The sequence below is a fragment of the Tateyamaria pelophila genome, from assembly GCF_019966495.1.
Classification (GTDB): Bacteria; Pseudomonadota; Alphaproteobacteria; order Rhodobacterales; family Rhodobacteraceae; genus Tateyamaria; species Tateyamaria pelophila.
Map to the genome: position 1 here is coordinate 1 of NZ_JAIMIA010000070.1, position 24,735 is coordinate 24,735.

Sequence of the window (24,735 nt, forward strand, 5' to 3'; positions counted from 1 at the left end):
TCCTCCCGCCCGTTGTTTGAACGAAACTGAATCACAAAACTATGCAATCAAACAAGAATTAATGGGTGTGCTGCCTAGCTTCTTCGCGATTGCACGTCTGCCTCTGGCGCTTTTTACGGCGATCAGTTTTACCCGCCCAATCCTGACGATGATTGCCGCCGCGTGGCTGCTCAAAGAGGTCATCACGCGGGACAGGTGGATTGCTGCTTGCGCCGGGTTGGTCGGGGTCATCATCGCGGTGGAACCGGCAAGTATCTCCGGAGGCTGGGGCCTCGCGGCGCAAGTGCTCGTCGTATTGGCCGCGACGGGCGCCGTGATCACGACACGCCGGTTGGTGGCGGCACCCACGGTCGTGATGATGACGTTTTACACCGCCGGGTTGACCCTGATTGCTGCACCGTTCGCCTTCACCTCATGGGAGCCCGTGGCGGCGGCACAATGGCCCTTGCTGCTGTCCATCGGTGTGTTCGCGCAATCGGCACAGTTCTGTTTTCTGCGCGCGCATCGCCACGGGCAAGCCGGTTTTCTGTCGGTCTTGTCCTACGCCAGCTTGGTGTTTTCAACGGTGGTCGGGTACGCAGTGTTCGGAGAAATTCCCCATCCCGGGTTCTGGTTCGGTGCGGCGCTTATCATCGGGGCGACTAGTTTCATAACCCTTGGGTTGCGCCGAACGTCCTGATTTTGTTGCATACGCTGTGAAAGGGTGGGCGGATCCGGCCCACTGAGTGTTGTTGCGATGCGTCACCTCGTCTTGCTTCGATCTCTTGTTTGGGCAATCGCAATTTGCGCCTTGTCTGCGGATGGCTGGAGGTGTCGGGTGTCGGCATGAAGCTCACCGGTCCCTTTCTTTTCATCCTCGCCACCCTGATGATCGATGCCATCGGCGTCGGGATCGTCTTTCCGATCATACCGGATCTCATGGACCGTGTGGGCGCCGGCAGCACGGCGGAGGGCGCATTCTGGGGCGGCGTGATGATGTCGGCCTATGCCGCAGCCATGTTTTTGTTTGGGCCTATCGTGGGCAGCCTGTCAGATGCCTATGGGCGCAGGCCCGTATTGATCGCGGCCCTCGCTACGCTGGCGTTGGACTATGTGATCATGGCGATGGCCGAAACCTATTGGGTGTTGCTGGTGGGTAGGGTCATCGCAGGAATGGCGGGCGCGACATATATCACGGCCACGGCCTATATTTCCGACATCGCCAAGCCGGGGGAGCGGGGTGCCGCCTTTGGCATGATCGGTGCGGCCTTCGGCATCGGCTTTGTTTTCGGACCGGCCCTTGGCGGTATCGCGGCGGGATGGCATATCACCGCCCCCTTCTGGATTGCGGCAGCGCTGTCGGCCATCAACGTCGTGTTCGGTATCTTCATCCTGCCGGAATCGCTGAAGCGGGAAAACCGCCGTCCCTTTGGCAGACGCGATCTCAATCCTTTCGGAACCATTGTGCGGGCGTTTCTGATCCCGGGGCTTGCTGTTCCGTTGATCTGTATTTTCGTGTTTGAGTTTGCAAATATGGTCTATCCGACGCTTTGGGCGTTTTGGGGGCGCGAGGTCTTTGGCTGGGACGCATTCACCATCGGGCTGACCCTGTCGGCCTATGGCGTATTGATTGCTGTCGTACAGGCCGGATTGTTGCCGCAACTGACCAAGCGCCTTGGCGACTACAGAACCTTGATCATTGCGACCGTGGCCATGGTTGCCGGGCTGGTCGGGTTTGGGTTTGCGACCGCTGCTTGGGCCGTGGCGATTATTCTGCCCATTGCCGCGCTGTCGGATATGGCTCCGCCGCTTATAACCGCATTTGCCGCCAATCGCGTCGGAGAAGACCAGCAAGGTCAGGTGCAGGGTGTGATCGCGTCCCTTGCGTCGGTGGCCGCCGTGGCAGCACCTTTGGTTCTCACATGGGTGTTCCAGCTTTTTGTCGATGAGGCGGCGTTCTATTACCCCGGCGCGCCATTTATTATCGCCGCGGTACTTATCGTTATGGTCGTCCCACTGATCATCCGCCTGAACCCGCGCCGGACTTTCAGCGGGCATTGATAAGATCGGGCAGGCGAGGTCATCTTGAAACTGGTTCAAATTCGTCTGACACTGGCATATCGCCGGATACGATTGTCGTGCGTGACACGGCCACGGCTTTGGCAACATGGAAAGACAAGAACGGGACGATCTGGGTATCCAAACGCTATTCCAGTATCAGTCTGGCGAAAAACACTCTGGGAGGAAAAAATGATCAACTTCAACAGACGGCAGACTTTGGGACTGATGGGCGCAGCCGTGGCATCGGGGCTTGCGGCCCCGGCGATCGCGCAAAACAAAAAAGCGGTGGTCGGCGCGCTGCGGTTCACGTCCCATGCGGGCAGCTTTGTCGCGGTCGAGCGGAACTATTTTGCGGATGCAGGCCTGGACGTTGAACTGCGGTTCTTTCAAGCCGCACAGCCGATGGCGGTTGCGATCGCTTCGGGGGACGTGGACTATGCGGTCACGGCGGTGTCCGGCGGCCTTATCTCGCTTGCCGACAAGGGCGCGATCAAGGTGATCGGTGGTGCGCTCAGCGAAGAGCCCGGCATTGACGGCCAGAAAATTCTGGCGTCGGACGCAGCCTTTCAGGCAGGGCTGACGTCGCCGGCCGGTCTGGACGGCAAGAAATTCGGCATCTCGACCGCCGGGTCGTCGTTCCATTACATGGGGTCCAGGGTCGCGCAGGCCGAAGGGGCAGAGATGTCCTTTACGCCGCTGCAAAAGGTTGGCTCCATCATCGGGGCGTTGAAAACGGGCCAGATCGACGCCTGGTCCATTGTGCCACATATCGCCAAGCCGCTTGCGGGGTCGGGGACAGTGCATATCATCGGAAACATCTCTGATTATCTGCCAAACTATCAGGTAACCACCGTATTCACTTCGGCCGATAATGCCGACACCGAACGGGATCAGACCGCGGCCTTCCTCGCCGGGTTTGGTCAGGGTGTCTCGGATTACAATTCCGCCATGATCGACAAGTCCGGTGGAGAAGACGGCGTGAACGAGATGGTCGCTCTGATCCATAAATACGTGTACACGGATCGCCCGCTGGAAAAAGCGGCACCGTCAATTATCAATGGCACGATGCGGATCAATGAAGGGTCACGCCTTAACATTGCGTCTGTTCAGGATCAGTTGACCTGGTTCCAGTCCGAGGGTCTGGTGGATGCGGGCATTACGCTCGATACCTTTGTCGACACAAGCTACGTTGAAACCTTCGAAGCCTGACCCGGTACAGCAACGCTGGCCGCGCCACCCGCGTGCGGCCCGCATTTTTCACTGAGAGGCTTGGTATCAATGGACATTCGTCTGGATGCGATCAGTCATTCCTACGGCGACACCGAAGTTCTACGCGACATTTCCCTGGACATTCCGACGGGTCGGGTTGTTTGTCTGGTGGGGCCGTCGGGCTGCGGCAAGTCCACATTGCTCAGGCTGATCGGCGGGCTTGAGCGCGCCACAAAGGGCCATATCTTGCAGCTTGGCACGCCACCGGAAGGCTGTTTGAACCCGCTCACCTATGTCTTTCAGGACTTTGCCTTGCTGCCCTGGCGATCTGTTTGGGGGAATATCTCGCTGGTCTTGGAGGATCATGGAATCAAGGGCGCACATGCCAACGCGATCATTGCGGATGTTCTGGCGCGCACGCGGCTCAGTGATTTCAGCCATGCGCTGCCACGGCAATTGTCGGGTGGCATGAAACAGCGTGTCGCCATTGCCCGGGCCCTGGCGGTGAAACCGGCGGTCATGTTGATGGATGAGCCGCTTTCGGCCCTCGACAGCCAGACCCGCGAACTTTTGATGGACGATCTTGTCTCGCTTTGGACGCGCCAGCCTTTCACTGCCGTCTATGTCACGCATAATCTGGCCGAGGCCGTGCGGTTGGGGCACCGCATCGTGGTCCTGTCGCGCAGGCCCGGCGAAATCCGTGACATCGTGGAAATCGACAGACCGCTGGAGGGGCGGGGTCATGGCGACCGCGCGTTGGAAGACACCCAAAGACACCTGTGGGATCTGATGCGCGACGAAGCCCGCGCCGCAGATGAGGAATTGCTGGATGTCTGATATCGGCGCAAAGCCCGAGCCGATTGAAGTCCGCTTTCGGGGCGGAGGCTTTGCCCCAAAGCCGCACCGCTGGATTGGGGTGATTGTTTTCGTGGTGCTGATAATCGTCGCGGAGTGGGGTACCCGCAGCGGATGGATTTCGCCTTTGACATTGCCGAGGCCCTCGGACGTTCTGGCCACCTTCGGTGAGCTTTGGGAAAGCGGGCTTTTGCTCAAACACCTCGTCCCATCGCTCAGCAGACTTGCCATTGGCGCGGCCATCGGCGCCAGTTTCGGCATCGGCGTCGGTATTTTGATGGGGTTGTTTTCCTATGTACGCGCCGGGTCGGTCCCCTTGGTTGCCGCGATATTTCCGATCCCGAAAATCGCATTGTTGCCGTTGTTCGTGATCTGGTTCGGCATTGATGAGGCTTCCAAATATGCGTTGATTGCCTTTGGCACATTCACCCCGACCGTCGTGGCGACCTACGGTGCGGTGGATAATGTGGATCGATCCTTGATCCGCATGGGGCAAAGTTTTGATCTGTCGTGGTTTTCGATCGTGCGCAAGATCGTCGTACCCGGGGCGATGCCGGGGATTCTGTCAGGTCTGCGCATCTCGTTGTCTATCGCCATCATCCTGCTGGTGGCTGCGGAAATGCTGGGGGCCGAATACGGGATCGGCGCCTATATTCTTGAAGCCGGTTCGCTCTATGACCTTGAACGCTTGTTTGCCGGCGTGGTCATCCTGTCGGTGTTGGGCGTTCTGCTCAGCATGACCATCGGCTTGATCGAGCGTCGCGTTTTGAGGTGGCGTTCATAGGCCGCGGAGACGATTGCAAAGGTTTGCAGCCTCTGCACGCGGGTCCGTGTCACCCTTGAGTGTCGCGTTATAGCTGGGACAGCCAGACGACCACACGTTCTGCTTCTGCTTCGGCGTCCTGCTGGGTCTTGAACACAGTCGCACCATAGTGGCCGATGCTGTACCAGCCATTGGGATCTTCGGGATCGCGGCGGAATTCGTCGAAACCAAAGCTGCCATCGGGACGTAGGAATATGTCCACGCAAAGGCTTCCATCCGGCGCATTGATGGACTGCATGACCTTGTTTCGATGTGCCACAGATTGCCTCCGACAGAGCATGATGTGGCGGCAATAGCACCCGAGATTGCTGGCGCACAGGGCGAACATTCTGGACAAGACCTGCGAACGCACCGCACATTGTCCTGATTGTGAGAGGAATGCACGAATGACAGATACGCTTGAGCAGAATTATGAGAAGGCGGGCTATCACGCCAAGCAAACCTACGGCGCGCGGCCCGCCTTGGTATTGGTCGACTTTGCACAGGCCTATTTCGATCCGAATGCGCCGCTTTATGGCGGTGAGGGGTGCGCAGCCGCGAAAGACCATGCGATTGCGCTGGCCGACGCGGCCCGAGCCGCAGGTGTGTTGGTGATCTTCACCGAAGTGAAATACCAACCCGGCGGCAGCGATGGCGGCGCTTTTTATGCCAAGGTTCCGGCTTTGTCGTGCTTTGACGCAGGCCAAGACACCCAACAGCTTGTTAAGGGCTTGAGCGTTGAGCCCGGTGATCTGATGATCACCAAGCAATACCCAAGTGCGTTCTTTGGTACTTCGCTGGCCGCCACATTGCAGTTTCACAGGATCGATACATTGATCATCGGTGGGCTGACGACATCGGGTTGCGTCCGCGCGACCTGCATCGACAGCATCTCGTCTGGCTTTGTCACGCTGATCGCCAGTGAAGCATGCGGCGATCGGGCCAGCGGACCGCACGAGGCCAATCTATTTGATATGAGCGCGAAATACGCGGACTTGATCACCACGCGGGACGCGATAAGCTACATGCAAGCGCCAGTGGCTACATGATCCGGGGCTTTTCGGCGGTGTCATCGCGCGCCACGTCCGGGTTATCGTCTTGCCAAAATCGGGCGATGTAGCGGGCGCCGGTGATGCCATTGGATGCATCCGAAGCCAGCCAGAGCGTTGGCGCGCGCATCACCGACGGCGGCAAAAGGTTGCCATCTGCCCCTTTTTTGTTCGGCGACGGCGGCAGTAGATCCGTATCCGCAGCGCCGCCGGGCAGCAGCACATTCACATCAATTCCAGTGCCCGCAAGATCGGCGGCCCACACCCGGCTCGCGGCCTCAAGAAAGGCCTTGGTCGGACCATAGGGGGCATAACCCTGACGCACCATCGTCTGATCGGACGTCGAGATGTTGATGATCTTCCCAAATCCCTGCGCCAGCATGTGCGGAACAGCCGCGCGCGTCATCAGGAACGGACCATTGACGTTCGTATCCACGATCCGCGCCCACGCATCCGGAGCGGCCTCCCAGAACTTGGTGGCTTTCGTATTGAACGTCTCCGAGATCAGGCGCATGCCAAGCCCCGCGTTGTTGATCAGCACATCCAGCCGCCCGAAGGTCGAGATGGTTTTGGCAACAGCGGCGGCGGCGGCATCCGGATCGCTGACATCTGCGGGAATGGCGATTGCGCCCGGTCCCAGAGCCTGAAGGGTCGCGGCCAACGCATCAGACGGAGCCGCACCGGTGATCGCCAGTTTGGCACCTGCATCCGCCAACGCCAGCGCCATTTCACGGCCCAGACCGCGTGATCCGCCGGTGATCAGCACCACCCGCCCCTGTAGCGAAGCATCGCTCATGGCATGTATCCTCCGCCATTGATCCAAAGCACCTGACCGGTCATGAACGCCGAATCTGCACCCAGCAGGAAGAGGATCGGGCCGACCACATCGTCGGTCGTTGCAATGCGCCCCAACGGGGTCGCGGTGGCCATGGCATTCAGGTCAATGGGCAGGGTATCATTGCGCGCGCGTCCCTCACCCCCACGCAAAAACGCGGTGTCTACAGCGCTTGGCCCGACCGCATTGACGCGCACATGCGGCGCGGCCTCCAGGGCCAGTGTCTTGGTCAGGCTGATCATCCCGGCCTTGGCCGCAGCGTAGGGCCCAAATCCCGGACGGGCATGGGCACCAAGGCCCGAGGCCACGTTGACCATCGCGCCGCGCATCTGGATCAGCAATGGCAATGCCGCCTGAGCCGCCAGAAACGCGCCCCGCAGATTTCCTGTCATGACATCGTCGAACACCTCGAGCGGAGTGTTCGCCAGCGCGCGGTGCGGTGACATGAACCCCGCGAGGTTCACGAACCCGTCCAATGGCCCGAGTGTCTTGAAAGCTGATGTGACAGAGGCCGGGTCGGAAATGTCGATTTCGACAGATGCAACTTCGTCCGGGACAGTGTGTGCGGCAAGTGAGGCGGGCAGGTCCAGCACAGTCACGCGCCATCCTTCGGTTTTGGCCCGCAACGTCAGCGCGCGACCGATGCCACCGGCACCGCCCAATATGGCAAGATTGCGTTTCATGGTTGCGCATCCTGAAGGCTTCGTTCGATTTGTCCAGACAAATTTACCTTGACGGAGCAGGCTCTGTACTTACCGTTACACCACGTCACGCAGGAGCGCCCGAAAATGATATCCGAAAATCGAGTTTTAATTGCAGGGGCCGGGCCGGTCGGGCTTGTGGCAGCGGTGTCGCTGCTGGAACAGGGCATCCCTGTCACCGTTCTCGAAGCCTCTGCGGATCTGGCGGTCGACCTGCGCGCCTCGACCTTTCATCCGCCCACCATGGATTTTCTGGACCGCCTAGGCCTTGCCGAGGGCTTGATCGAACGCGGTATCAAATGCCCGCTCTGGCAGTTCCGGGATCGCAAGGAAGGCGCGGTCGCGACATTTGATCTGGGCCTGCTCAAGGATGAGACAGCGCATCCTTACCGTTTGCAGGCCGAGCAGTGGAAACTGACCGAAGCGGCCCGCGCCCGGCTTGAAGACGACGCAAGCGCGGACCTGATCACGGATATCGTGGTCGAAACGGTCACGCAGGACGCGGACGCTGTGACGGTGACTGCACGGCGCAAAACGGGCGAAATCGAGCAGTTTCGCGCCCCTTATCTGATTGGCGCGGATGGCGCGCGCTCCACCGTCCGCAAGTCTACCGGAGTGGCATTTCCCGGGCTGACAATTCCGGAAATCTTTCTCTCTTTGTCGACCCCGTTCCGCTATGATCTGGCGATCGAAGGGCTGGCGGATATCTGTTATATTTCGGATCCCGAAGAATGGCTGGTACTGCTGCGCACGCCGACCCTATGGCGAGTGTTGTTCCCGACCGATCCAAACCTGAGCGACGACGCTGTCCTTGATCCCGTTCGGATCGAAGAACGGATGCAGGACCTGCTCCCCGGAAAGCCTTATGAAATCGCGCACAAAACAGCTTACCGCGTACATGAACGGGTGGCCGATCATTATGTGCACGGGCGCATTTTTCTGGCCGGAGACGCGGCACACCTGAACAATCCGCTGGGCGGTATGGGGATGAATGGTGGCATCCATGATGCGGTCAATCTGAGTGACAAGCTGGGGCAGGTCTGGCGCGGTGCGTCGATGGATCTGATGGGCCGGTATGAACGCCAACGCCGCAAGGTGGCGATTGAAACCGTGCAGGCACAAGCCTTGCGTAACCGCGCGGTTCTGAACGAAACCGACCCCGACAAGCGGCGTGCCTATCATGACGATTTGCGTGCAACCGTTGCCGACCCCGAAAAGCATCTGGCACATGTCATGCGGTCTTCGATGATCCAGTCCCTGCGCGATCTGGAAGACGTGTCGTGACACAAGGGACCCGTGATGTCTGATCCACGGCACCCGCCTAAAACGCCGCGATATGTTGAGATATTCAAAGCACTGCGCAAGGATATCGCCGCGGGAGAGTTCGCCGTGGGTGCCTTGTTGCCCAGCGAGGCCAGTTTGTGCGCGCGCTTCAACGTGTCCCGTTTCACCGTACGCGAAGCGCTGCGGCGGTTGCAGACCGACGGGATGGTGTCACGGGTTCAGGGCGCAGGCAGCCGTGTGTTGCGGGATACCCCGTCGGGCATCTTTGTGCAGAATTACCGCTCGGTCTCTGAACTGACCCAATACGCCGCCGAGACGAACCTGGACCTTCTAAAGGTCGAGGATACAATCCTTGACGAGGACGTTGCGGCGCGCATCGGGCAAAATACCGGCGAAACATGGGTTTTGCTGCGTAGCTTGCGGCGCACGCCAGAAGGCGCGCCGCTGGCCTGCGTCGAAAGCTATGTGCCACATCGGTTCAAGGATATCGCGCCGGATTTAGCGCGTCAGTCCGGTCCGATCTATGCGGGTCTGGCCAAAGCGGCAGGCGAAGCCATCGACCGGGTGGATCAGGAAACCCAAGCCTTGCCCGCCCCCTATCAGATCGCCGACGCGCTCGGTATGGCCGAGGGCGCGCCGGTCTTGCGGATCTTGCGCCGCTATGCCAGCGCGTCCGGCCTGCTGATTGCGTCGTTCAACTGGCATCACGGCGGTGATCGGTACATCCACCGCACGCGGATCATGCTGGAACGGGAATAGTCGCCGGCCTAGACGTCGGCCCACTTCCTGTCAAATTCCCAGACATCTTCGAACCCCATCAACTTGCTGAATTCGCCGAAATCTTCGAGGTTTGTGCCGGACACATCCCCGCTCTCAGCCAGCGCGCCGTAGGCGTCCTTCAGGGCTTGGCCGACCGCAAGAAAGCCGAGTCCCGGGTGGATGGCGATGGCAAATCCCAGCTTCTCAAGGTCAGCCGATGGCAAGACAGGCGTGCGCCCGCCAGAGACCATGTTTGCAAGCGTCGGTGCGCCGATCCGGTCGTTGATGATCTGCATTTCCTCGATCGTTTCCGGGGCCTCGATGAACACCACGTCCGCCCCCGCTTTCTCGAACGCCTCGCCCCGACGCAATGCTTCGTCCAGCCCAAGGCTGGTGCGGCTGTCAGTGCGGGCGATGATCAGGAAATCCGCGCTGGACCGGCTGTCATTGGCGACCTTGATCTTGGCCACCATGTCTTCAAGCGGGACAACGCGCCGTCCCGGTGTGTGACCGCATTTCTTGGGGTATTCCTGATCTTCGATCTGGATGGCCGTGACACCCGCCGCCTCATATCCGCGCACCGTGTGCCGCACGTTCAGCAGCCCGCCATAGCCGGTATCCGCATCCGCAATGACCGGCGTATCCGCACCTTCGACAATGCGACGCACGCGGGTTTCCATATCGGTGTAGGTCATGATCCCCGCATCTGGCAGCCCCATATGCGAGGCGGCAATGCCGTACCCGGTGACATAGAGCGCGGGGAAGCCCATCCGGTCCGCAACCAGGGTGGATATCATGTCAAACACGCCCGGCGCTGAGATGAATTGCTTCGCCTCGATCATCTGTCTGAGTTTCGGGTCGGCCATGTGTCTCTCCCATCGGGTCTAAGGCGTTTGTTCGATCTGGCGGTAAGCGGCCCATTCTCAAGGCAAACGCGCGCAATTCGTCTTTGCATAATGTGCGATCCGGCCTTTGGTCAACAATTTGTCCGGACAAATTGTTGACGGATCGCGAAAAGCGATGTCTTATTTGACCAAGCAAAGAGAGGGGAGGACTGTCATGGCGAAAGATGCGCGCGGTTGGCGCTGCAAGTTTGCAGTTGTGGCCCCTTCGACCAATACCATCGTCCAGCCGGATATGGATGACTTTCGCGTGCCGGGCGTAACCAATCACTTTGGCCGTATTTATGTGCCCAACATGAAAGTCGGCAATGATGACGAATTTGTCGCGCTGGTCGAGGCGATTGGGGCCACGCTTTATGACGCGGTGGATCGCTGCGTCACCGCCGAGCCTGATTACCTGATCATGGGCATGTCCGCGCTGATGTTCTGGGACGGGCGCGGACCTTCGGAAAAACGGATGCAGGAATTGTCGGATCACTGCGGGTTGCAAGTTTCGGCAGGGTCATTTGCCTGCGAGGCCGCGCTGAACCTGACCGGGGCCAAGAGGATCGCGGTCATCTCGCCCTATTTCCCAATTTCAGACAAAAACGTGACACTGTTCTTTCAGGATTGCGGGTTCGAAGTTGTGCGGTTTCGCGGCCTGAAGTGTTCCAGCCCCGTTGCCATCGCCCAAGTGCAGGAAGACACGTTGCGGGCGCATGTGGCCGACATGGACGGCGACGATGTGGACGCCTTTGTACAGGTGGGCACCAACCTGAGCATGTGCGGCCTGTGTACGGAACTCGAAGCGGAATACGGCAAGCCCTTCATTCCCATCAATGCGGCGACCTATTGGCACGGGCTGCGTGCCATGGGGATCAAGGATCAGTTTTCGGGCCACGGCCCGTTGTTTGAAAAACACTAAAAACAACAGGGAGTTACTACGCATGAAGATGAAACATCTTACGGGTCTGACCCTCGCATTGACGCTGGGCGCTACGGCTGTCGCGGCCGAACTTGCTGCCCTTGGCTCGACCGCACGCGGCGGCACAAGCCAAGTTGGCAGGACGCTGGCGGCCGCGATTTCCGAAGCGGGGACATTGCAGATGCGCCCGCAGGAACTGGCCAATACCGCCGACTACATTCCCCTTGTGAACGCGGGCGAGATCGAATTCGGCATCGCGAACGTGGTGCAACTGACCTACGCCATCAACGGCACCGGCATGTCCGAAGGCCGCCCGAACGAAAACCTGCAAATGGTCGCCACACTCATGCCGTTCCGCAATGCCTATATTGTCCGCAAGGACAGCGACATCACATCCGTCGCGGACCTTGCGGGCAAGCGCGTGCCGGTCTTTGCCGACAAGGCGCTGGGGGATTACGTTACCAAGGGATATTTCGCCAACGCAGACATGACCCTGGAAGAGGTCGACGGCGTGCCTGTTCCGAACTTCCCGCGCATGTGGTCCAGCTTTGCAGAAGGCTCGGCGGACGTGGCCATCGTGGTCGTGGGCGCGGGCAACAGTCGCGAATATGACGCGTCCTTCGGCATCCGGTATCTGTCGTTTGACGACAGCCCCGAGGCGTTGGAGCGGATGCGTGAATTCTTGCCCCAGACCTATTTGCAGGAAATGCCCGCAGGCAGCGTCCCCGGCATCGAGGACCCGACATTCGTGAACGTGTTCGACTACACCTTCTTTGCAGGCAAGGATGTGTCCGAGGACATGGTTTATGATGCCGTCAAGGCGTTGTGGGAAAAAGAGGCTGATTTGCTGGGGGGCGGGCCGTTCTGGAACGGGTTTGCAAAGGAAGCCATGGGCAAGCAAGTGGGCCTGACCTACCATCCCGGCGCGATCAAGTTCTATAAAGAGATGGGTGTCTGGCAAGACTAGGCCGAGATAACACCTTGACCGATCAGGGCACGCAAACACAGACGCGCGGCGGGATACCTGTCACGGCTATCCTGGCCGCGCTGATCACCTTGACGGCGGTTCTGTGGTCTTCTGGCGCGCCGCTATGGATCGGCTGGCGTGTCTATTCCGAACAGGTACTGATCGCCGCCTTGGCGTTCGCCATGGCGGTGGCGTATATCACCAGCGCGTCGGGGCCGCGCTGGTGGACACGGTGCGCCGCTGTCGCGTCACTTGGGTTTGGCACATGGTTGGCGGTGCGCTTTCCGACCTTGTCCGAAAACGTGTTTTATCACCCGACAGAAGCCTTGATTGTCTCCGCCATCGGTTTTGTGCTGCTTCTGGACGCGGTGCGCCGCACCATGGGGTGGAGCCTGATCGTCATCCTTGGCTGCGTCTGCCTCTACGCATTGTTTTCCAGCAACTTCTCGGGTCCGTTGCAAAGCCGGTCCATCGCGCCGGATCGATTGCTGACCTTTCTGATGCTGGACAGCGCATCGCTGGCCGGGGCCGCGCTGTCCATTGCAGTCGCTGTCGTCGTGCCCTTCCTGATCTTGTCACAACTGCTGTTGGCCACGGGCGGGTCCGCGTTTTTTTCGGATCTGTCGCTGGCGTTGGCCGGGCGAAAACGCGGCGGTGCGGGCAAGATCGCGATCCTGGGCTCCGCGTTTTTCGGCTCGGTGTCGGGCAGTGCTGTCTCCAACGTGGCCTCGACCGGGGCCATCACGATCCCGATGATGAAAGATGGCGGATATCGCCCCAAGACCGCCGGCGCGATCGAGGCGGCGGCCTCGACCGGTGGACAGTTGATGCCACCCATCATGGGCGCCGCGGCGTTCCTTTTGGCCGAGAACCTGCAGGCCAGCTACGTAGATGTGATGCTGGCCGCGTTGATCCCGTCGATCCTGTACTACTTCAGCCTGTTTATGTTTGCCGATCTGGAAGCCGGTCGGCTCAACATCGCCCGCGTCGCGGAGGATCGCATTCCTCCCATGGGCCATGTCATGCGCAAGGGCTGGTTCGTGTTCGCCCCTTTCGTGGTGCTTTTGATCGGTCTGTTCAGCTTTAACCTGCGGCCCGAAACCGCGGCACTGGTGGCGGTTCTGGTGTTGCTGGGCCTGTCGATGGTGCAGACCTATGATGGCAGCCGCCTGACGGTGAGGGTCGTGATCGGGGTGCTGGTATCGGCCGGTCGGGCGGCGGTAGAGATCATCCTGATCTGTGCCATAGCAGGCATGATCATCGGGCTCGTCGCACGCTCTGGACTGTCCTTCGGGATGGGTTTCTTTCTGGTGCAACTGGGGCAGTCCAGCCTGCTGTTGCTGCTGATCGTCACTGCATTTGTGTGCATCGTGATGGGCATGGGCCTGCCCACGGTCGGAGTCTATCTGCTGCTGGCGTCTCTTGCCGCACCGCCCTTGGTGGAACTGGGCCTGCAACCGATGGCGGCACATCTTTTCGTGCTTTATTTCGGCATGCTGTCCATGCTGACGCCGCCGGTTGCGATTGCGGCCTTCGTCGCCGCCAACATGGCCAAGGCACAACCGATGCCGACGGCGATTGAGGCGGTGCGTATCGGTTGGCCCGCCTACCTGATCCCGTTCTTTTTTGCAGCCTCGCCGGCCTTGTTGTTCGACGGCCCTCTCTGGCTGGTCGCCGCGACGACAACCAAGGCACTGGTGGGCGTCTATGCAATCACCGGCGCGATTGTCGGCTATATCCGCCGCGACCTGTCCGGAGCCGAACGCGTGACGGTCGCTGCGTTCGGTCTGGCCATTTTGTGCCCGTGGGAGGCTTTTGCGGGGGCGATCTGGCTCAACGCGCTCGGTCTGGCGCTTGCGCTGGGATTTGCCCTGGTTTCAGTCCGCCGCGCGGTTTGAAAGAGGGCAGGGGCAATTCCTTCCCTGAGTTGGCTGCGCTCACAGGAGGGTTTTCTCATCCCGATATCTGGTCGTCCATTTTGCGCGGCAATGAAAAACGCGAAAAGGGCGCTTCTCTTTGCTGGTTGAGTTCACCCGTATCAATCAAGAAAGCGATAGCGCATCACGATCCACAAGAGTTCGACAAAAATTGCACTGAGAGCGAGGCCAAAATGGACGCCCGTTCGGCGCGACATCAAGCCGATCAAGGCAAAAGCGATCAACGCTGTCTGGCGTGCCGCATAGGTCCACCCCAACAATTTCAAATGAGCCGCGTTGTGAAAGCTGTTATCGGCAAGGTCGACCGCGAGGATCGCCAGCAAAAGGCCATAAAACCACGAACGCCGGGAATGAAAATAGTCTGAGAAGCTCGGACTGTCTTCCATCTGATCCGGAAAGAGGAGGGCGGCGGTGAAAAAGATCAGCGCCGCGTACCCGATGATGAACAGGAAGTTCTGAAACTGCCACCGTGGTACGAACATCAGCCCGAACTCCAGCCACCAGAAATGAATGACATAGAGCAGCAGGAAACCCGACCACGCGAGGTGAGGCGCGTAAATCCGGTTACGGTCAGGACTTTGAACAAACCGCGCCAGCCCTGTCAGGATCCGCGTAACGCTTAGCCCTGTGACAAGCCCGATTATGATCCGGACATGAAAGAACTCCTGAAGGCCCGTGACCGGACCGGGATCAGGCATCACCACTCATGCCCGAAATAATCGGTGTCGAGGGCGCGCACCGTTCCGTCCTCCCACAGGGCGAGCAAGCCGATCGTGAGCGCTTTCGTCAGATCGCTGCCCGGCGGAAGGGCAAACCCGTATTTGTCAGGCGCAAAAATCGGGCCCACGACGTTCAGGTCCAGACCGGGATTGAGATGCGCATAGTACTCCAGAACAGGTGCGTCAGCGACCAACGCATCGATCTGCCCCTCAACAAGCGCTTGTGCCGCAGTGTCGACGCGTTCGAAGACGCGAATGTCGTAACCGCGGACCTCCCCAAACTCTTGTGCGATACTGCCTTCGAAGACGCCGACACGCTTGCCCGGCAAATCGTCCGGTCCGTTAATGGTTTCCGTGATCGCGAGCGTGGTCATTACCGAGGTCACGGAGGAAGTGATATAGGCCACAACCCCGAGGCCGACGATCAGCCAAAGCGCCTGACCGATCTTGCCGATCCACCCAAAGAGGTTTTTTCGGGACGGCATCCTGCCCGATACCGCAATCTGCATGACTGTGTAAAAGCTGTTGGCGATCCCATCCGTCCAGCGGGGATGAAAATCCTTGTCGAACCGACGGTCGAAAATTGTGAATCCAATCGTTGCCAGAAGGATGACAAAGGCGAGCCACCCATAGGCCTTGATATGTCCTGCATCGGCGAGGCCGTTATAGACCGCGCGAAAGCCCGTCGCGCCTTCCCCGGTGACCATGATCCGCAAACCCGCATCGAACCAGGGTTGCGTGAAGTCCATCCGTTGATGACGCTCTTCGCTGATCGTCAGGTTTGTCACCGCAACGTCGATTTCGCCATTTTCGACTGCGCTGGTCAGCGCGCGGATCGTGTCGAAAGTGATGAATTCACTCTCAAAACCAAGACCCTCAGCCAGCAGGTTCCACAAATCAATCGAAAGACCCTCAGGGGTGCCGTCGTCACCAAACATCACGAATGGCGGGCTCTCGTACAACCCGACGGAAACCGTTTCACCCGCCGTTTGCGCGACAACAGATCGGGGCACGACGAACGTCGCCGCGATGGAGGTACACACCCAAAACAGGAAAAATACGGGGAGATGAGTTCGGCAGTACTTGCTGGTGAATTTCATTGCTATAACCTCGGTTTTTATCGAACAGTCAGGGCAGGGTGCTTTGCAATCGGTGGGCTGAAGCGACTATTTTAACCATGACCCGTGAAATCCGCAAACACGCCTCTGGAGAAATTTGTGACGTGAAAAACCGGAAAAAATAACGCCCGTGCTTCCTCGCGATACCGGCGGATCATCTGCATGGCGCTATCGGACATACAGGGCAAAGCGAAGCTGTACCGCGCCGCAAGACGACCCACGAACACCTGAATGCGCCACACGCCGCTGGAATAGAGCTCACGAGCGCCAGTAAGCGCCGAAGCTGGGGTCGACTTACCGTCTGTCATTGGGTTTTTCCGCGTCCGCAATGGCTTGCGCCCGCGCCGTGCCCGCACCACAGGCTAGGCTTGCGTTCCGGGCACAAGCGGCACGGATGCGCTCCGCGTCTTGCATCGCCATCGCGTCTATGAGATCGCCCATGACCTGTTCAGGCGCGCTGATGCCCGTTCTGGAGAATCTGCGGCCACCACCGATGCAATTGTCACTGCATTATGCGCGGCCTAGGAATGTTCCGGCGCGGATAACGGCGTTTCAGGCCTGTATCCATGATTTGCTGGGCCGCCATCGCCAATTTGACAGGGTCTGACGTCCTGCACCAGACCCTTTCAAAACCATCGCCGGATCAGAAACCGCCGAATATTGACGCAAGTCCGATGATCGAGGCCAGCGCAATCAACGGTATCAGAACGGCCACCACGAATATGTCGAAGTAGGCCTCCTTGTGGGTCAGTTTGCAAATTCCCAACACGGTTATGACGGCGCCGTTATGCGGCAGGCAATCCAGCGACCCGGCAGCAACCGCCGCGATCCGGTGCATAGCCTCCAGGGACGTCCCGGTTTGTTGAGCCAGCGCAACAAAGGTCGGCCCCAAGGCATCAAGTGCAATGCTCATACCCCCGGACGCCGACCCGGTAATGGCCGACAACGCCGAGACAGACACCGCAACCGAAATCAACGGATTGCCGTCGCTGAGTCCCAGCATGGCATCGGTGATCAAGGAAAACGCGGGCAAGGCCGCAATGATCCCACCGAAACCGACAAGGCAGGCCGTGTTGAAGATCGGCAGAACAGAGGCATCCGCACCCTGATTAAGCGTCTGTTTTACATCTGCAAGCCGCCGCCAGTTCGTCACCAGCAGGAACAGAATGGACGCCAAAAGCGCCACGATGATCGACCAGACGCCGCGCACCGCATCAATCGACGTTTCGCCGAATTGCGGCAGCGACAGAAAGTCCGTGTTCATTTGCGGAACGACCAACTGGATGAAAAGGAAGTTGACCGCGATCACCAGAATGACGGGTGCAATCGACAGCGCGAACGAAGGCGCGTCCCGAAGTGCCATTGCGGGTGCCGCATCCAACTCGTTCAGATCAAACCCATCGTTCTGGGACTGTTCACGCATTTGCGTTGTGATCTCGGGCACCGTGTCTTCGTGCTGGCCATAGCCTTCGCCGCGTGCCTCCGCTTGGGCGGATCGCCGATTCAGCCAGATCATGCCCAATCCGAGCATGATGGCACTGGCGATCAGACCCAGGCCAGGTGCTGCAAAGGCAGTTGTCCCGAAAAACGGCATCGGGATCGCGTTGGGAATGGCCGGACTACCCGGCATGGAGGACATGGTGAAGGCGAAAGCGCCAAGCGCCAGGGCCCCGGGGATCAACCGTTTGGGGATGTTTGCATCGCGAAACAAGGCCACTGCGATCGGATAAATCGCAAAGGCCACCACAAAGAGCGACACACCCCCATAGGTCAGCAATGCGCAACACAGCACTACAGCAAGCACCGCCCGTTGTGCACCCAGCTTGCCGATCACCCAATCCGCGATGGACCGCGCCGCGCCGCTGTCATCCATCAGCTTGCCGAAAATCGCCCCGAAAAAGAACAGCGGAAAGAAGGCGATCACGAAATCACCGGCGTTCACCATGAAAATCTGCGTATAGCTGCCGAGCAAGGGCAACGTACCGCTCAGGCCTGCCGCAAGAAGCGCCATCAGAGGCGCCAGGATCAGCAATGTCACACCGCGGAACGCGAAGAACATCAGCAGACCAAGGGCAAGTAAGATCGGGAGCAGTTCAATCATTTTTGCGGATCCCTCTCGCTGCCATTGCTCATATGCGCGGGTTTCAGGCTTTCCTCAAAGATCTCGCGGGGCAACCACGACGATTTCGACCCGACCTTCGGATAGGCATTCTCGATCCAGTTTTCCGCCGTATCGCGCCCGATCCGGAACAGATAATCGAGAAAATCCTTTTCTGCGTTCATCTTGCTCGAGACGCTGAGCGCGCACATCTCGTCCTGCGCCTCAATCCGGTGCAGGCGCGCATCGCGGTAGGCAGAGCGCTCCAGCTTCTCGTGATTGATCAGTTCCCAAAGAAAGCCGAGGCTGCGGAGTTCCTTGGTCAGGCTTGCGTTGAAGGTTATCTCGTTCAAGCGGTTCATGATTTCGTAGGGCGTTTTCGGGATATCCGGCCGCTCCAATGGGTTGATCTGCACGATCACGATGTCTCGGACATCGGTTTCATCCACCAACGGGAACAGGGGCGGATTACCGACGTACCCTCCGTCCCAATAGGCCTCTCCGTCAATTTCCACCGCTTTGTAAAGCTGCGGCAGGCATGCCGATGCCATCACAGCTTCCACGGAAATGTCGGGCTGGCGAAAGATCTTTGGACGGCCAGTGCGTACATTCGTCGCCGAAAGGAACACTTTGGGACCGTCGCCTGCGTTGATTTTCTCGAAGTCAAAGCACTCGCGCACCAGATCCTCCAGCGGATTGATGTTGAGCGGGTTGAACTGATAAGGCGATGCGACCTGCTGGACGAATTGCGACATCATGAAGCCCGGAGTTGTTTCGAGGCTCCAGTTGCCGCTGAGCTGGTCCCACCAGTTGCGTTTGAATGGGCTTGTCTTTGCCATCTCGGCAACGCGTTCCCAATAGGTCCGCAGCAATTCCCGCGCACGTTCCGGTCCGCCTTCGCTCAGTCCCTGCGCCAGTGCCACCGCGTTCATGGCGCCGGCGCTGGTGCCGCTGATCCCAGCGATTTCAAGATCATCAAGTTCGAGCAGCCGATCCAGGACACCCCACGTAAAGGCGCCGTGCGATCCACCGCCCTGCAAGGCAATGTCGATCTGTTTCATATCCGAGTCCCACTCCAATTGGCTTGTGTCACCTATACCCAAATTGCTGCGTTGCAGCAAGAAGTGTTACGCACTGGCGTATTCCGCCCGAACAGTAAGTCTGACAAAATCTTGCCGCCTCGTCTCGTGGGCTGAACCGGCCTTGCCGCGCGTCCCCGATCTGCCGCTTGTCCCGATCCGGTTGGATGCGTATCAGCCCCTTGGAACCGTCTTTTCGCCGATATCCCAGAAGATACCGGCCATCACCCGGAGGCCATCCCTGCACACAGGTTTCAGGACATGTTCGTTTGGCGCATGTTGCGAACAGCCCCGATAGGAATGCGGCACCCAGATCGTCGGGAGTTCGAGAATATCGGTAAAGCTGTCATTGGGGAGAGATCCGGCCAGATTGGGCAGCACATGCAATTCCCCCGCAGTTTCGCGGATCGAAGCGCCGACAAACTGCGCCCACGGGTGTGTGGGATCAAGCCGCGTGGCGCTGAAAAACCCACGGTCATGGAGCTCAATCTTGACCTTATCAAATCCATGCGCATCGAGGTGACGGCGCAGTCCGGGCACAACCTCGGCAGGATCGGTGCCGACGACGAAGCGCAGTTGGCAGGTGGCCCGCGCCCATCCGGAAATCGCGTTCACCGGGGCATCCGGCACGCCTGAGACCATGGCCAGAACGGCAAAGCTGTTCCAGCCAAACACACGCTCGGCGGGGGTGAGGCTTTCCTCGCCCCAGTCCGCAACCACTGCAGGCCCGTCGCCGCCCGCCACGGGCAGATCGCGCAGCGCAGCACGGACGGTGTCGGTCAGGCTGTCGGGGCGCCATTCCGGCACCAGGATCTGTCCGCGGGCATCGGTGATGCAGGCCAGCGTATGGGCCAGTATCATCGCCGGATCCGCCAGCAAACCACCCCAGTTACCGGAGTGATGCGCGCCTTCATGCGTCTCGACCAAGAGATCAAACGTGATGCCGCCGCGCGAGCCCATGAACATTGTCGGCACGTCCGGTTGCAGGCGCGGTCCGTCGGAGGCGATCAAGACGTCCGCTGTCAGCCGGGCCTTGTGGGTGCGAAAAATCTCCGGCAAGCCGACGGAGCCAACCTCTTCGCTCATCTCCAGCACGATCCGCGTGTTGAAACCAAGGTGGCCGCGCGTGGCCAAGACGGCTTCGAGCGCCGCGATGTTGATCAGGTGCTGGCTCTTGTTGTCCGCTGTGCCGCGTCCATAAAGGCGGTCGCCATCCTCGGTGAGCTGCCATGGCCCCAAGCCGTCCTGCCACATGCTGTCTTGGCCCAACACGGTATCGCCATGCCCATAGGTCAGAATGGTGGGCAGGTCGTTGCCTTCGGTCCGTTCCCCAAGCAAGAGCGGTCCGCCCCTTGGGTCCGGGTTGTCGATGATCTCACAGGAAAACCCCATGGCCTCAAGCCGGGGCAGCATGGCCTCATCCAGATAGCGCCGCGATTCCGCGCGTGCCTCGGGTGCTCGTTTCTGGCTTTCGCTGCGATAGGTCACGAGATTGGCAAGGTCGGTTTGGAAGCGACCCGTCTCGAAATAGTCGGTTGCCTTGGCAATGGCGGTGTCGCGGGTCATGGGGCCTCCTCCAGCGCAGCGTCACCCCAGGGCGACATGATTTCAGTGCACCCGGTATTGACGTTGCCGTCACGCATCACCCCGGCGGGGCAGGCAAAGGCATATGGCATCACCGTGCGCCGGGTGGTCTGAACCGGCATGACGGACGCAAGCGCCGTCAGTACATCCTTTGGCAAAGTTTCATCCGCCACCGCCCCGCCGCCGCCAGAGACGTCAATGCGCGGCGCATGGAACGCGGCCTCGATGTCCATGGTGCGGTCGGTCATGAATGACGCCAGCTGAGACACAGCCGAGACGATCTTGCGTCCGCCGGAGGCCCCAAGCGCAAAGCTGCGCGTGCCCTGGTGCCCCAGAACGGGACAGACATTCATCAGGCAGGCCTTGTTCGGGGCAAGGGAATTCGGTTTGCCCTGTACCGGGTCAAACCACATGATCCCGTTGTTCATCAGCAGACCCGTCGCGGGCGAAACAACGCGGCTGCCGAAGGCGGACAGCAGCGTCTGGGTGTGCGCAACCATATTGCCCGCACGATCCACCACGGAGAAATGCGTGGTGCAGCCCGGCGCTTCCGGCACCTCACCGGTATCGCCCATCTTGCCCAGCCGCTCGGCATAGGCGTGACTCAGAGCGCGGGCATAGGCCGGGTAGGCCTGGACCGGGGTGGACATGTCCGCCTCCGAAAGTTGCTCCATCACGCGGGCAAAGGTCGGCCCGGCGGTCAGACCGGGCATGACGTGGAACAGGGCATCGCGGTATGGGACGGGCCGAGCCGCGCCCATCCACGCACGATACCCCGCGAGGTCATCTGCCGACAGGCTGCCGCCCTTGGCCTGCACATCGCCCGCGAGGGTTTGCGCGATGTCGCCCTCGTAAAAGGCGCGCGCCCCACCTTTTGCCAGCACCTCCAACATGTCGGCCATGGCCCTTTGATCAAGCCGGTTGTCCGGGATCGCCGTCCAGCCGGACCCTTTGGGCCAGATCCCATCCTCCAGAAACAGCGCCGCAGCATCCGGGTCTTTGGCGAGGCTGCGCGCCACCGACGCGATCAGCAAAGCCGCATACCAATCGACCAGCATGCCTGTCCGGGCATGGCTTATGGCCGGGGCCAGCAGATCGGCCCAAGGCATGCGGCCCCAGCGGGCGTGGGCCTGTCCGATCCCATCCACCGTGCCGGGCACCGCGATGGCACGAGCTCCTTCGATGTTGCGGTCTTCGACGACCCGTTCCCATGGGAACAGATCATCGGCCTTGCCTGCGCCGGACAGGGGGTAATCCCCTACGTTCAGGTTCTTTGGCGAGCGCATACCGAAGTTGATCGCCACGGCCTGACCGGTATCGGCGCGCCAATGGACTGCGGCACCGCCGCCTGCGGGGCCGCTCATCCACGGCTCCAACACACCAATGGCAAAGGAGGTCGCAACAGCGGCGTCCACCGCATCACCGCCGGCGCGCAATACCTCCGCCCCCGCTTCGGCGGCTTGCCGGTGTTGCGCCGCCACCACGCCCCCTTGCGTTTCGATCACATGTTTGCGGATTTCTTGGGTTTTGGACAAAGCGCTCATGGGCACCCTTTTCAATTATCGGGCGGTCTGGGTCGTGCAGATGGTATTCCACGCGGCCCGCGTCGATGTCCAGTGGTCGCGAGACGGCTTCAGCGCGTTGTCACTGCCTTGACGGTGTTGCCACTACCGAAACGCCTTGAGACCGAGGCATCAGGGTTTCTTATTTCACAGTCCGTGCATGTGACACCATCCCGTGAAACGATTGTCATGCCAAAACGCCAAAATGAGCAGGCAGAACGCGAACACACACCCGATGATAAGCCTTGATGAACCGGGCAAAACTGTGAGAGTCGGCAAAGCATGACTCCTTTCATCTTTAAAGCTGAGGAAACCCAAGCGTGGCTCAGAAAGACGCAATTCTTGTTGTAAACGCTGGCTCATCGAGCCTGAAGTTTCAGATTTTCGAAATCAACGGGTCGTCTTTGTCGCGTCTGCAACGCGGGCAAATCGACGGGATCGGGGTGTGTCCCGTCCTTTCGGTGAAGGATGGTGACGGCGAGGCGCTGTCTGACCAGACATGGGCGCCGCACGAAATGCCGGATTTGCCAAGTGCAATTTCGAAAATGTCGGATTGGATCCGCCACATTCACGGCATCCGCTTGCGCGCGGTCGGGCATCGTGTGGTGCATGGCGGTCCTGACCACGCCGCGCCGCTTCGGATCACCGCCGATGCGCTTGAAATGCTGGCGTCGTATCAGGATCTTGCTCCGCTGCATCAGCCGAACAATCTGGCGCCCATCCGGCTTGCGATGCAGGTTGCCCCACACCTGCCTCAGATTGCGTGTTTCGACACGGCATTTCATCGCAGCCATCCGGCCCATGCAGATTGTTACGCGCTTCCGGACCGGTTTTACCAAGAGGGAATTCGTCGCTACGGCTTTCATGGGCTGTCTTATGAGTACATCGCCCAGACCCTCCCCGAAGTCGCACCGGAGCTTTGTTCCGGCCGGGTCATCGTCGCGCATCTGGGAAGCGGGGCGTCGATGTGCGCGCTGCGGGCCGGGCAGAGCATCGAAAGCACCATGGGGTTCACCGCGCTTGACGGGCTGCCTATGAGTACACGATCCGGACAGCTCGACCCCGGTGTGGTGCTGTACATGATCAGTCATATGGGCATGAGTGCCGCGCAAGTGACGGAGTTGATCTATCACAATGCAGGCCTGAAAGGCTTGTCGGGTGTTTCGGGCGATATGCGCGAACTCCTCGCCAGTAACGCCCCACGGGCGCAGTTTGCGATCGACCATTTTGTCCACAGATGTGGGTTGAACATTGGCATGTTGGCTGCGGCCTTGGACGGGCTGGATGGTTTTGTCTTTACTGCGGGCATCGGCGAGAACTCCCCTGAAGTCAGAGCCCGCGTGGCCAAACGGTTGCAATGGCTGGGCGCAACGCTTGATCCGGTTGCAAATGCCCAAGGCGCTCTCAAGATCTCGACCCCTGACAGCAGAATTGGCATATATGTCGTTCCGACCGACGAAGAATTGGTGATTGCCAAGGAGACTCTGGCGATTTTGATCGCAGATGGGTTTGTTCAGAAGGCCCAAATCTGACGTCAGTGGGGCGGTGCCTCATTCGACCGAAGCTACAGGACAACCGACAGGCGCTTGGAATGCATGCGATCCATCGGGGCGCGCGCCAGCGTTTCCGGCATTGTGGACCCCGGTCTCAATGCTGAATAGATGATCGGTGTCTGAAGTCTGCCCACCAATTCACGATGTAACGATGTGCGCTTGATTGCCTGTGAGCTCGGTGCTTGCATCGTTACGGCGCAACATCACTTTTTCAGAGCCAGTTCGAGAAGCCGCGCCATGTGAATGGGTTTGCGCATGGTCAGGTCCGCGACCTGATGGCGGCAGGATGTGCCATCTGCGACGATCAACGTGTCCTTGTCCGTTTTCCGGATCGCGGGTGCCAGATCAAGCTCTGCCATGGCGCGGGATATGTCGTGCGTTTCGGAACCATACCCGAATGCACCGGCCATGCCACAGCAGCTTGTTTCAACAATCTCCACTTCTGTGTCCGGCAGGAGCGACAGGGTTTTTTTGATGCTGGACATCACGCCCATGGCCTTTTGATGGCAATGCCCATGCAGCAGAACCTTGGGGGCAGGGGAGGTGAGCGGCAGTTGAAAGTCCGAGTTGCTGGCCTGATCCGCGATGTATTCTTCCAGCATGCGCGCCTTGGCGGCAAGCTGTGCGGTGTCTTCGCCGGGCAACAGTGCCGGTATCTCATCACGCAAGGTCAGCAGGCAACTGGGTTCCAGCCCGATGATCAGGGGAATCGCGTTTGGAACTGAAGGCGTGAACGGTCACTCTTGCCTGTGAGGGCGAGATGGATTCTGAAGTGGGG

The 24,735-nt window shown here is 59.7% G+C and carries 25 protein-coding genes; 12 read left to right on the forward strand and 13 right to left on the reverse strand.

What is annotated here, in order from left to right; translation table 11 throughout:
- Positions 1-61: 61 nt before the first annotated feature.
- The 5 genes from LC354_RS18260 (at position 62) to LC354_RS18280 (ending at position 4,888) form a co-directional block, all read left to right on the forward strand.
- The gene (locus LC354_RS18260; protein WP_223426549.1) at positions 62-679 is read left to right on the forward strand and encodes a DMT family transporter; all 618 of its coding nucleotides are present in this window, start codon (positions 62-64) and stop codon (positions 677-679) included.
- 146 nt (positions 680-825) lie between these two features.
- A complete protein-coding gene (locus LC354_RS18265) occupies positions 826-2,040 on the forward strand; it encodes an MFS transporter (RefSeq protein ID WP_223426550.1) in 1,215 nt (404 codons plus the stop codon).
- 189 nt (positions 2,041-2,229) lie between these two features.
- Complete coding sequence (locus tag LC354_RS18270; protein ID WP_223426552.1) at positions 2,230-3,249, forward strand: ABC transporter substrate-binding protein; 1,020 nt, start codon at positions 2,230-2,232, stop codon at positions 3,247-3,249.
- Positions 3,250-3,318: 69 nt separating this feature from the next.
- The gene (locus tag LC354_RS18275; RefSeq protein WP_223426554.1) at positions 3,319-4,086 is read left to right on the forward strand and encodes an ABC transporter ATP-binding protein; all 768 of its coding nucleotides are present in this window, start codon (positions 3,319-3,321) and stop codon (positions 4,084-4,086) included.
- Positions 4,079-4,888 carry an ABC transporter permease gene (locus LC354_RS18280; RefSeq protein ID WP_223426556.1) on the forward strand — a complete coding sequence of 270 codons (810 nt, stop codon included), beginning with the start codon at positions 4,079-4,081 and terminating at the stop codon, positions 4,886-4,888. Before LC354_RS18275 ends, LC354_RS18280 begins: the two co-directional genes overlap by 8 nt.
- Positions 4,889-4,955: 67 nt before the next feature.
- Here the strand turns inward: LC354_RS18280 and LC354_RS18285 are convergent, their stop codons facing one another.
- Positions 4,956-5,186: a hypothetical protein gene (locus tag LC354_RS18285; RefSeq protein WP_223426557.1), complete on the reverse strand. Its 231-nt coding sequence runs from the start codon at positions 5,184-5,186 to the stop codon at positions 4,956-4,958.
- Between the two features lie 127 nt (positions 5,187-5,313).
- On the opposite strand from LC354_RS18285, the gene LC354_RS18290 reads away from it, so the two are divergent.
- Complete coding sequence (locus LC354_RS18290) at positions 5,314-5,955, forward strand: isochorismatase family protein (RefSeq protein ID WP_223426559.1); 642 nt, start codon at positions 5,314-5,316, stop codon at positions 5,953-5,955.
- Here the strand turns inward: LC354_RS18290 and LC354_RS18295 are convergent.
- Both LC354_RS18295 and LC354_RS18300 read right to left on the reverse strand, forming a co-directional pair.
- Entirely contained in the window at positions 5,948-6,751 is an 804-nt protein-coding gene (locus LC354_RS18295) for an SDR family NAD(P)-dependent oxidoreductase (protein ID WP_223426560.1), read from the reverse strand. The genes LC354_RS18290 and LC354_RS18295 overlap by 8 nt on opposite strands.
- Positions 6,748-7,473 (reverse strand): SDR family NAD(P)-dependent oxidoreductase, encoded by a 726-nt coding sequence (locus LC354_RS18300; protein WP_223426562.1) that lies wholly within the window; start codon positions 7,471-7,473, stop codon positions 6,748-6,750. The genes LC354_RS18295 and LC354_RS18300 overlap by 4 nt, the downstream gene beginning before the upstream one ends.
- Before the next feature lie 105 nt (positions 7,474-7,578).
- Between LC354_RS18300 and LC354_RS18305 the strand changes: the two genes are divergently transcribed.
- Positions 7,579-8,775, forward strand: a complete 1,197-nt coding sequence (locus LC354_RS18305) for an FAD-dependent oxidoreductase (protein WP_223426563.1) — start codon at positions 7,579-7,581, stop codon at positions 8,773-8,775.
- Between the two features lie 15 nt (positions 8,776-8,790).
- The gene (locus LC354_RS18310; protein WP_223426565.1) at positions 8,791-9,534 is read left to right on the forward strand and encodes a GntR family transcriptional regulator; all 744 of its coding nucleotides are present in this window, start codon (positions 8,791-8,793) and stop codon (positions 9,532-9,534) included.
- Positions 9,535-9,542: 8 nt separating this feature from the next.
- On the opposite strand, the gene LC354_RS18315 is transcribed toward LC354_RS18310, so the two are convergent.
- A complete protein-coding gene (locus tag LC354_RS18315) occupies positions 9,543-10,400 on the reverse strand; it encodes an isocitrate lyase/PEP mutase family protein (RefSeq protein WP_223426567.1) in 858 nt (285 codons plus the stop codon).
- A 193-nt stretch (positions 10,401-10,593) separates the two neighbouring features.
- On the opposite strand from LC354_RS18315, the gene LC354_RS18320 reads away from it, so the two are divergent.
- From LC354_RS18320 to LC354_RS18330, 3 genes are read left to right on the forward strand one after another with little or no spacing between them, the layout of a single operon-like run.
- Complete coding sequence (locus tag LC354_RS18320; RefSeq protein WP_223426568.1) at positions 10,594-11,340, forward strand: maleate cis-trans isomerase family protein; 747 nt, start codon at positions 10,594-10,596, stop codon at positions 11,338-11,340.
- Between the two features lie 22 nt (positions 11,341-11,362).
- On the forward strand, positions 11,363-12,307 hold the full coding sequence (locus LC354_RS18325) for a TAXI family TRAP transporter solute-binding subunit (protein ID WP_223426575.1): 945 nt from the start codon (positions 11,363-11,365) through the stop codon (positions 12,305-12,307).
- Positions 12,308-12,321: 14 nt separating this feature from the next.
- Positions 12,322-14,205 carry a TRAP transporter permease gene (locus LC354_RS18330; RefSeq protein WP_223426577.1) on the forward strand — a complete coding sequence of 628 codons (1,884 nt, stop codon included), beginning with the start codon at positions 12,322-12,324 and terminating at the stop codon, positions 14,203-14,205.
- A 140-nt stretch (positions 14,206-14,345) separates the two neighbouring features.
- On the opposite strand, the gene LC354_RS18335 is transcribed toward LC354_RS18330, so the two are convergent.
- From LC354_RS18335 to LC354_RS18370, 8 genes are all read right to left on the reverse strand, one after another.
- On the reverse strand, positions 14,346-14,942 hold the full coding sequence (locus tag LC354_RS18335) for a hypothetical protein (RefSeq protein WP_223426579.1): 597 nt from the start codon (positions 14,940-14,942) through the stop codon (positions 14,346-14,348).
- Entirely contained in the window at positions 14,942-16,063 is a 1,122-nt protein-coding gene (locus LC354_RS18340; RefSeq protein WP_223426581.1) for a transporter substrate-binding domain-containing protein, read from the reverse strand. Before LC354_RS18340 ends, LC354_RS18335 begins: the two co-directional genes overlap by 1 nt.
- Before the next feature lie 71 nt (positions 16,064-16,134).
- Complete coding sequence (locus LC354_RS18345) at positions 16,135-16,389, reverse strand: hypothetical protein (RefSeq protein WP_223426583.1); 255 nt, start codon at positions 16,387-16,389, stop codon at positions 16,135-16,137.
- Positions 16,376-16,522: a hypothetical protein gene (locus LC354_RS18350; RefSeq protein WP_223426585.1), complete on the reverse strand. Its 147-nt coding sequence runs from the start codon at positions 16,520-16,522 to the stop codon at positions 16,376-16,378. The genes LC354_RS18345 and LC354_RS18350 overlap by 14 nt, the downstream gene beginning before the upstream one ends.
- A 202-nt stretch (positions 16,523-16,724) precedes the next feature.
- Complete coding sequence (locus LC354_RS18355; RefSeq protein WP_223426587.1) at positions 16,725-18,182, reverse strand: GntP family permease; 1,458 nt, start codon at positions 18,180-18,182, stop codon at positions 16,725-16,727.
- The gene (locus tag LC354_RS18360) at positions 18,179-19,240 is read right to left on the reverse strand and encodes a patatin-like phospholipase family protein (RefSeq protein WP_223426588.1); all 1,062 of its coding nucleotides are present in this window, start codon (positions 19,238-19,240) and stop codon (positions 18,179-18,181) included. Before LC354_RS18360 ends, LC354_RS18355 begins: the two co-directional genes overlap by 4 nt.
- 192 nt (positions 19,241-19,432) lie before the next feature.
- On the reverse strand, positions 19,433-20,824 hold the full coding sequence (locus tag LC354_RS18365) for a M20 family metallopeptidase (protein ID WP_223426590.1): 1,392 nt from the start codon (positions 20,822-20,824) through the stop codon (positions 19,433-19,435).
- Positions 20,821-22,386, reverse strand: coding sequence for a gamma-glutamyltransferase (locus LC354_RS18370; protein ID WP_223426592.1), 1,566 nt, complete (start codon positions 22,384-22,386; stop codon positions 20,821-20,823). Before LC354_RS18370 ends, LC354_RS18365 begins: the two co-directional genes overlap by 4 nt.
- 338 nt (positions 22,387-22,724) lie before the next feature.
- Between LC354_RS18370 and LC354_RS18375 the strand changes: the two genes are divergently transcribed.
- Positions 22,725-23,936 (forward strand): acetate/propionate family kinase, encoded by a 1,212-nt coding sequence (locus LC354_RS18375; RefSeq protein ID WP_223426593.1) that lies wholly within the window; start codon positions 22,725-22,727, stop codon positions 23,934-23,936.
- Between the two features lie 224 nt (positions 23,937-24,160).
- Here LC354_RS18375 and LC354_RS18380 read toward each other — a convergent pair whose 3' ends face one another.
- Positions 24,161-24,625 carry a hypothetical protein gene (locus LC354_RS18380; RefSeq protein ID WP_223426595.1) on the reverse strand — a complete coding sequence of 155 codons (465 nt, stop codon included), beginning with the start codon at positions 24,623-24,625 and terminating at the stop codon, positions 24,161-24,163.
- Positions 24,626-24,735 lie beyond the last annotated feature (110 nt).

Coding starts and splice junctions, on each gene's coding strand:
- LC354_RS18260 (WP_223426549.1), top strand. CDS start 62: ATGGGTGTGCTGCCTAGCTTCTTCGCGATTGCACGTCTGCCTCTGGCG.
- LC354_RS18265 (WP_223426550.1), top strand. CDS start 826: ATGAAGCTCACCGGTCCCTTTCTTTTCATCCTCGCCACCCTGATGATC.
- LC354_RS18270 (WP_223426552.1), top strand. CDS start 2,230: ATGATCAACTTCAACAGACGGCAGACTTTGGGACTGATGGGCGCAGCC.
- LC354_RS18275 (WP_223426554.1), top strand. CDS start 3,319: ATGGACATTCGTCTGGATGCGATCAGTCATTCCTACGGCGACACCGAA.
- LC354_RS18280 (WP_223426556.1), top strand. CDS start 4,079: ATGTCTGATATCGGCGCAAAGCCCGAGCCGATTGAAGTCCGCTTTCGG.
- LC354_RS18290 (WP_223426559.1), top strand. CDS start 5,314: ATGACAGATACGCTTGAGCAGAATTATGAGAAGGCGGGCTATCACGCC.
- LC354_RS18295 (WP_223426560.1), bottom strand. CDS start 6,751: ATGAGCGATGCTTCGCTACAGGGGCGGGTGGTGCTGATCACCGGCGGA.
- LC354_RS18300 (WP_223426562.1), bottom strand. CDS start 7,473: ATGAAACGCAATCTTGCCATATTGGGCGGTGCCGGTGGCATCGGTCGC.
- LC354_RS18305 (WP_223426563.1), top strand. CDS start 7,579: ATGATATCCGAAAATCGAGTTTTAATTGCAGGGGCCGGGCCGGTCGGG.
- LC354_RS18310 (WP_223426565.1), top strand. CDS start 8,791: ATGTCTGATCCACGGCACCCGCCTAAAACGCCGCGATATGTTGAGATA.
- LC354_RS18315 (WP_223426567.1), bottom strand. CDS start 10,400: ATGGCCGACCCGAAACTCAGACAGATGATCGAGGCGAAGCAATTCATC.
- LC354_RS18320 (WP_223426568.1), top strand. CDS start 10,594: ATGGCGAAAGATGCGCGCGGTTGGCGCTGCAAGTTTGCAGTTGTGGCC.
- LC354_RS18325 (WP_223426575.1), top strand. CDS start 11,363: ATGAAGATGAAACATCTTACGGGTCTGACCCTCGCATTGACGCTGGGC.
- LC354_RS18335 (WP_223426579.1), bottom strand. CDS start 14,942: ATGCCTGATCCCGGTCCGGTCACGGGCCTTCAGGAGTTCTTTCATGTC.
- LC354_RS18340 (WP_223426581.1), bottom strand. CDS start 16,063: ATGAAATTCACCAGCAAGTACTGCCGAACTCATCTCCCCGTATTTTTC.
- LC354_RS18345 (WP_223426583.1), bottom strand. CDS start 16,389: ATGACAGACGGTAAGTCGACCCCAGCTTCGGCGCTTACTGGCGCTCGT.
- LC354_RS18350 (WP_223426585.1), bottom strand. CDS start 16,522: ATGGGCGATCTCATAGACGCGATGGCGATGCAAGACGCGGAGCGCATC.
- LC354_RS18355 (WP_223426587.1), bottom strand. CDS start 18,182: ATGATTGAACTGCTCCCGATCTTACTTGCCCTTGGTCTGCTGATGTTC.
- LC354_RS18360 (WP_223426588.1), bottom strand. CDS start 19,240: ATGAAACAGATCGACATTGCCTTGCAGGGCGGTGGATCGCACGGCGCC.
- LC354_RS18365 (WP_223426590.1), bottom strand. CDS start 20,824: ATGACCCGCGACACCGCCATTGCCAAGGCAACCGACTATTTCGAGACG.
- LC354_RS18370 (WP_223426592.1), bottom strand. CDS start 22,386: ATGAGCGCTTTGTCCAAAACCCAAGAAATCCGCAAACATGTGATCGAA.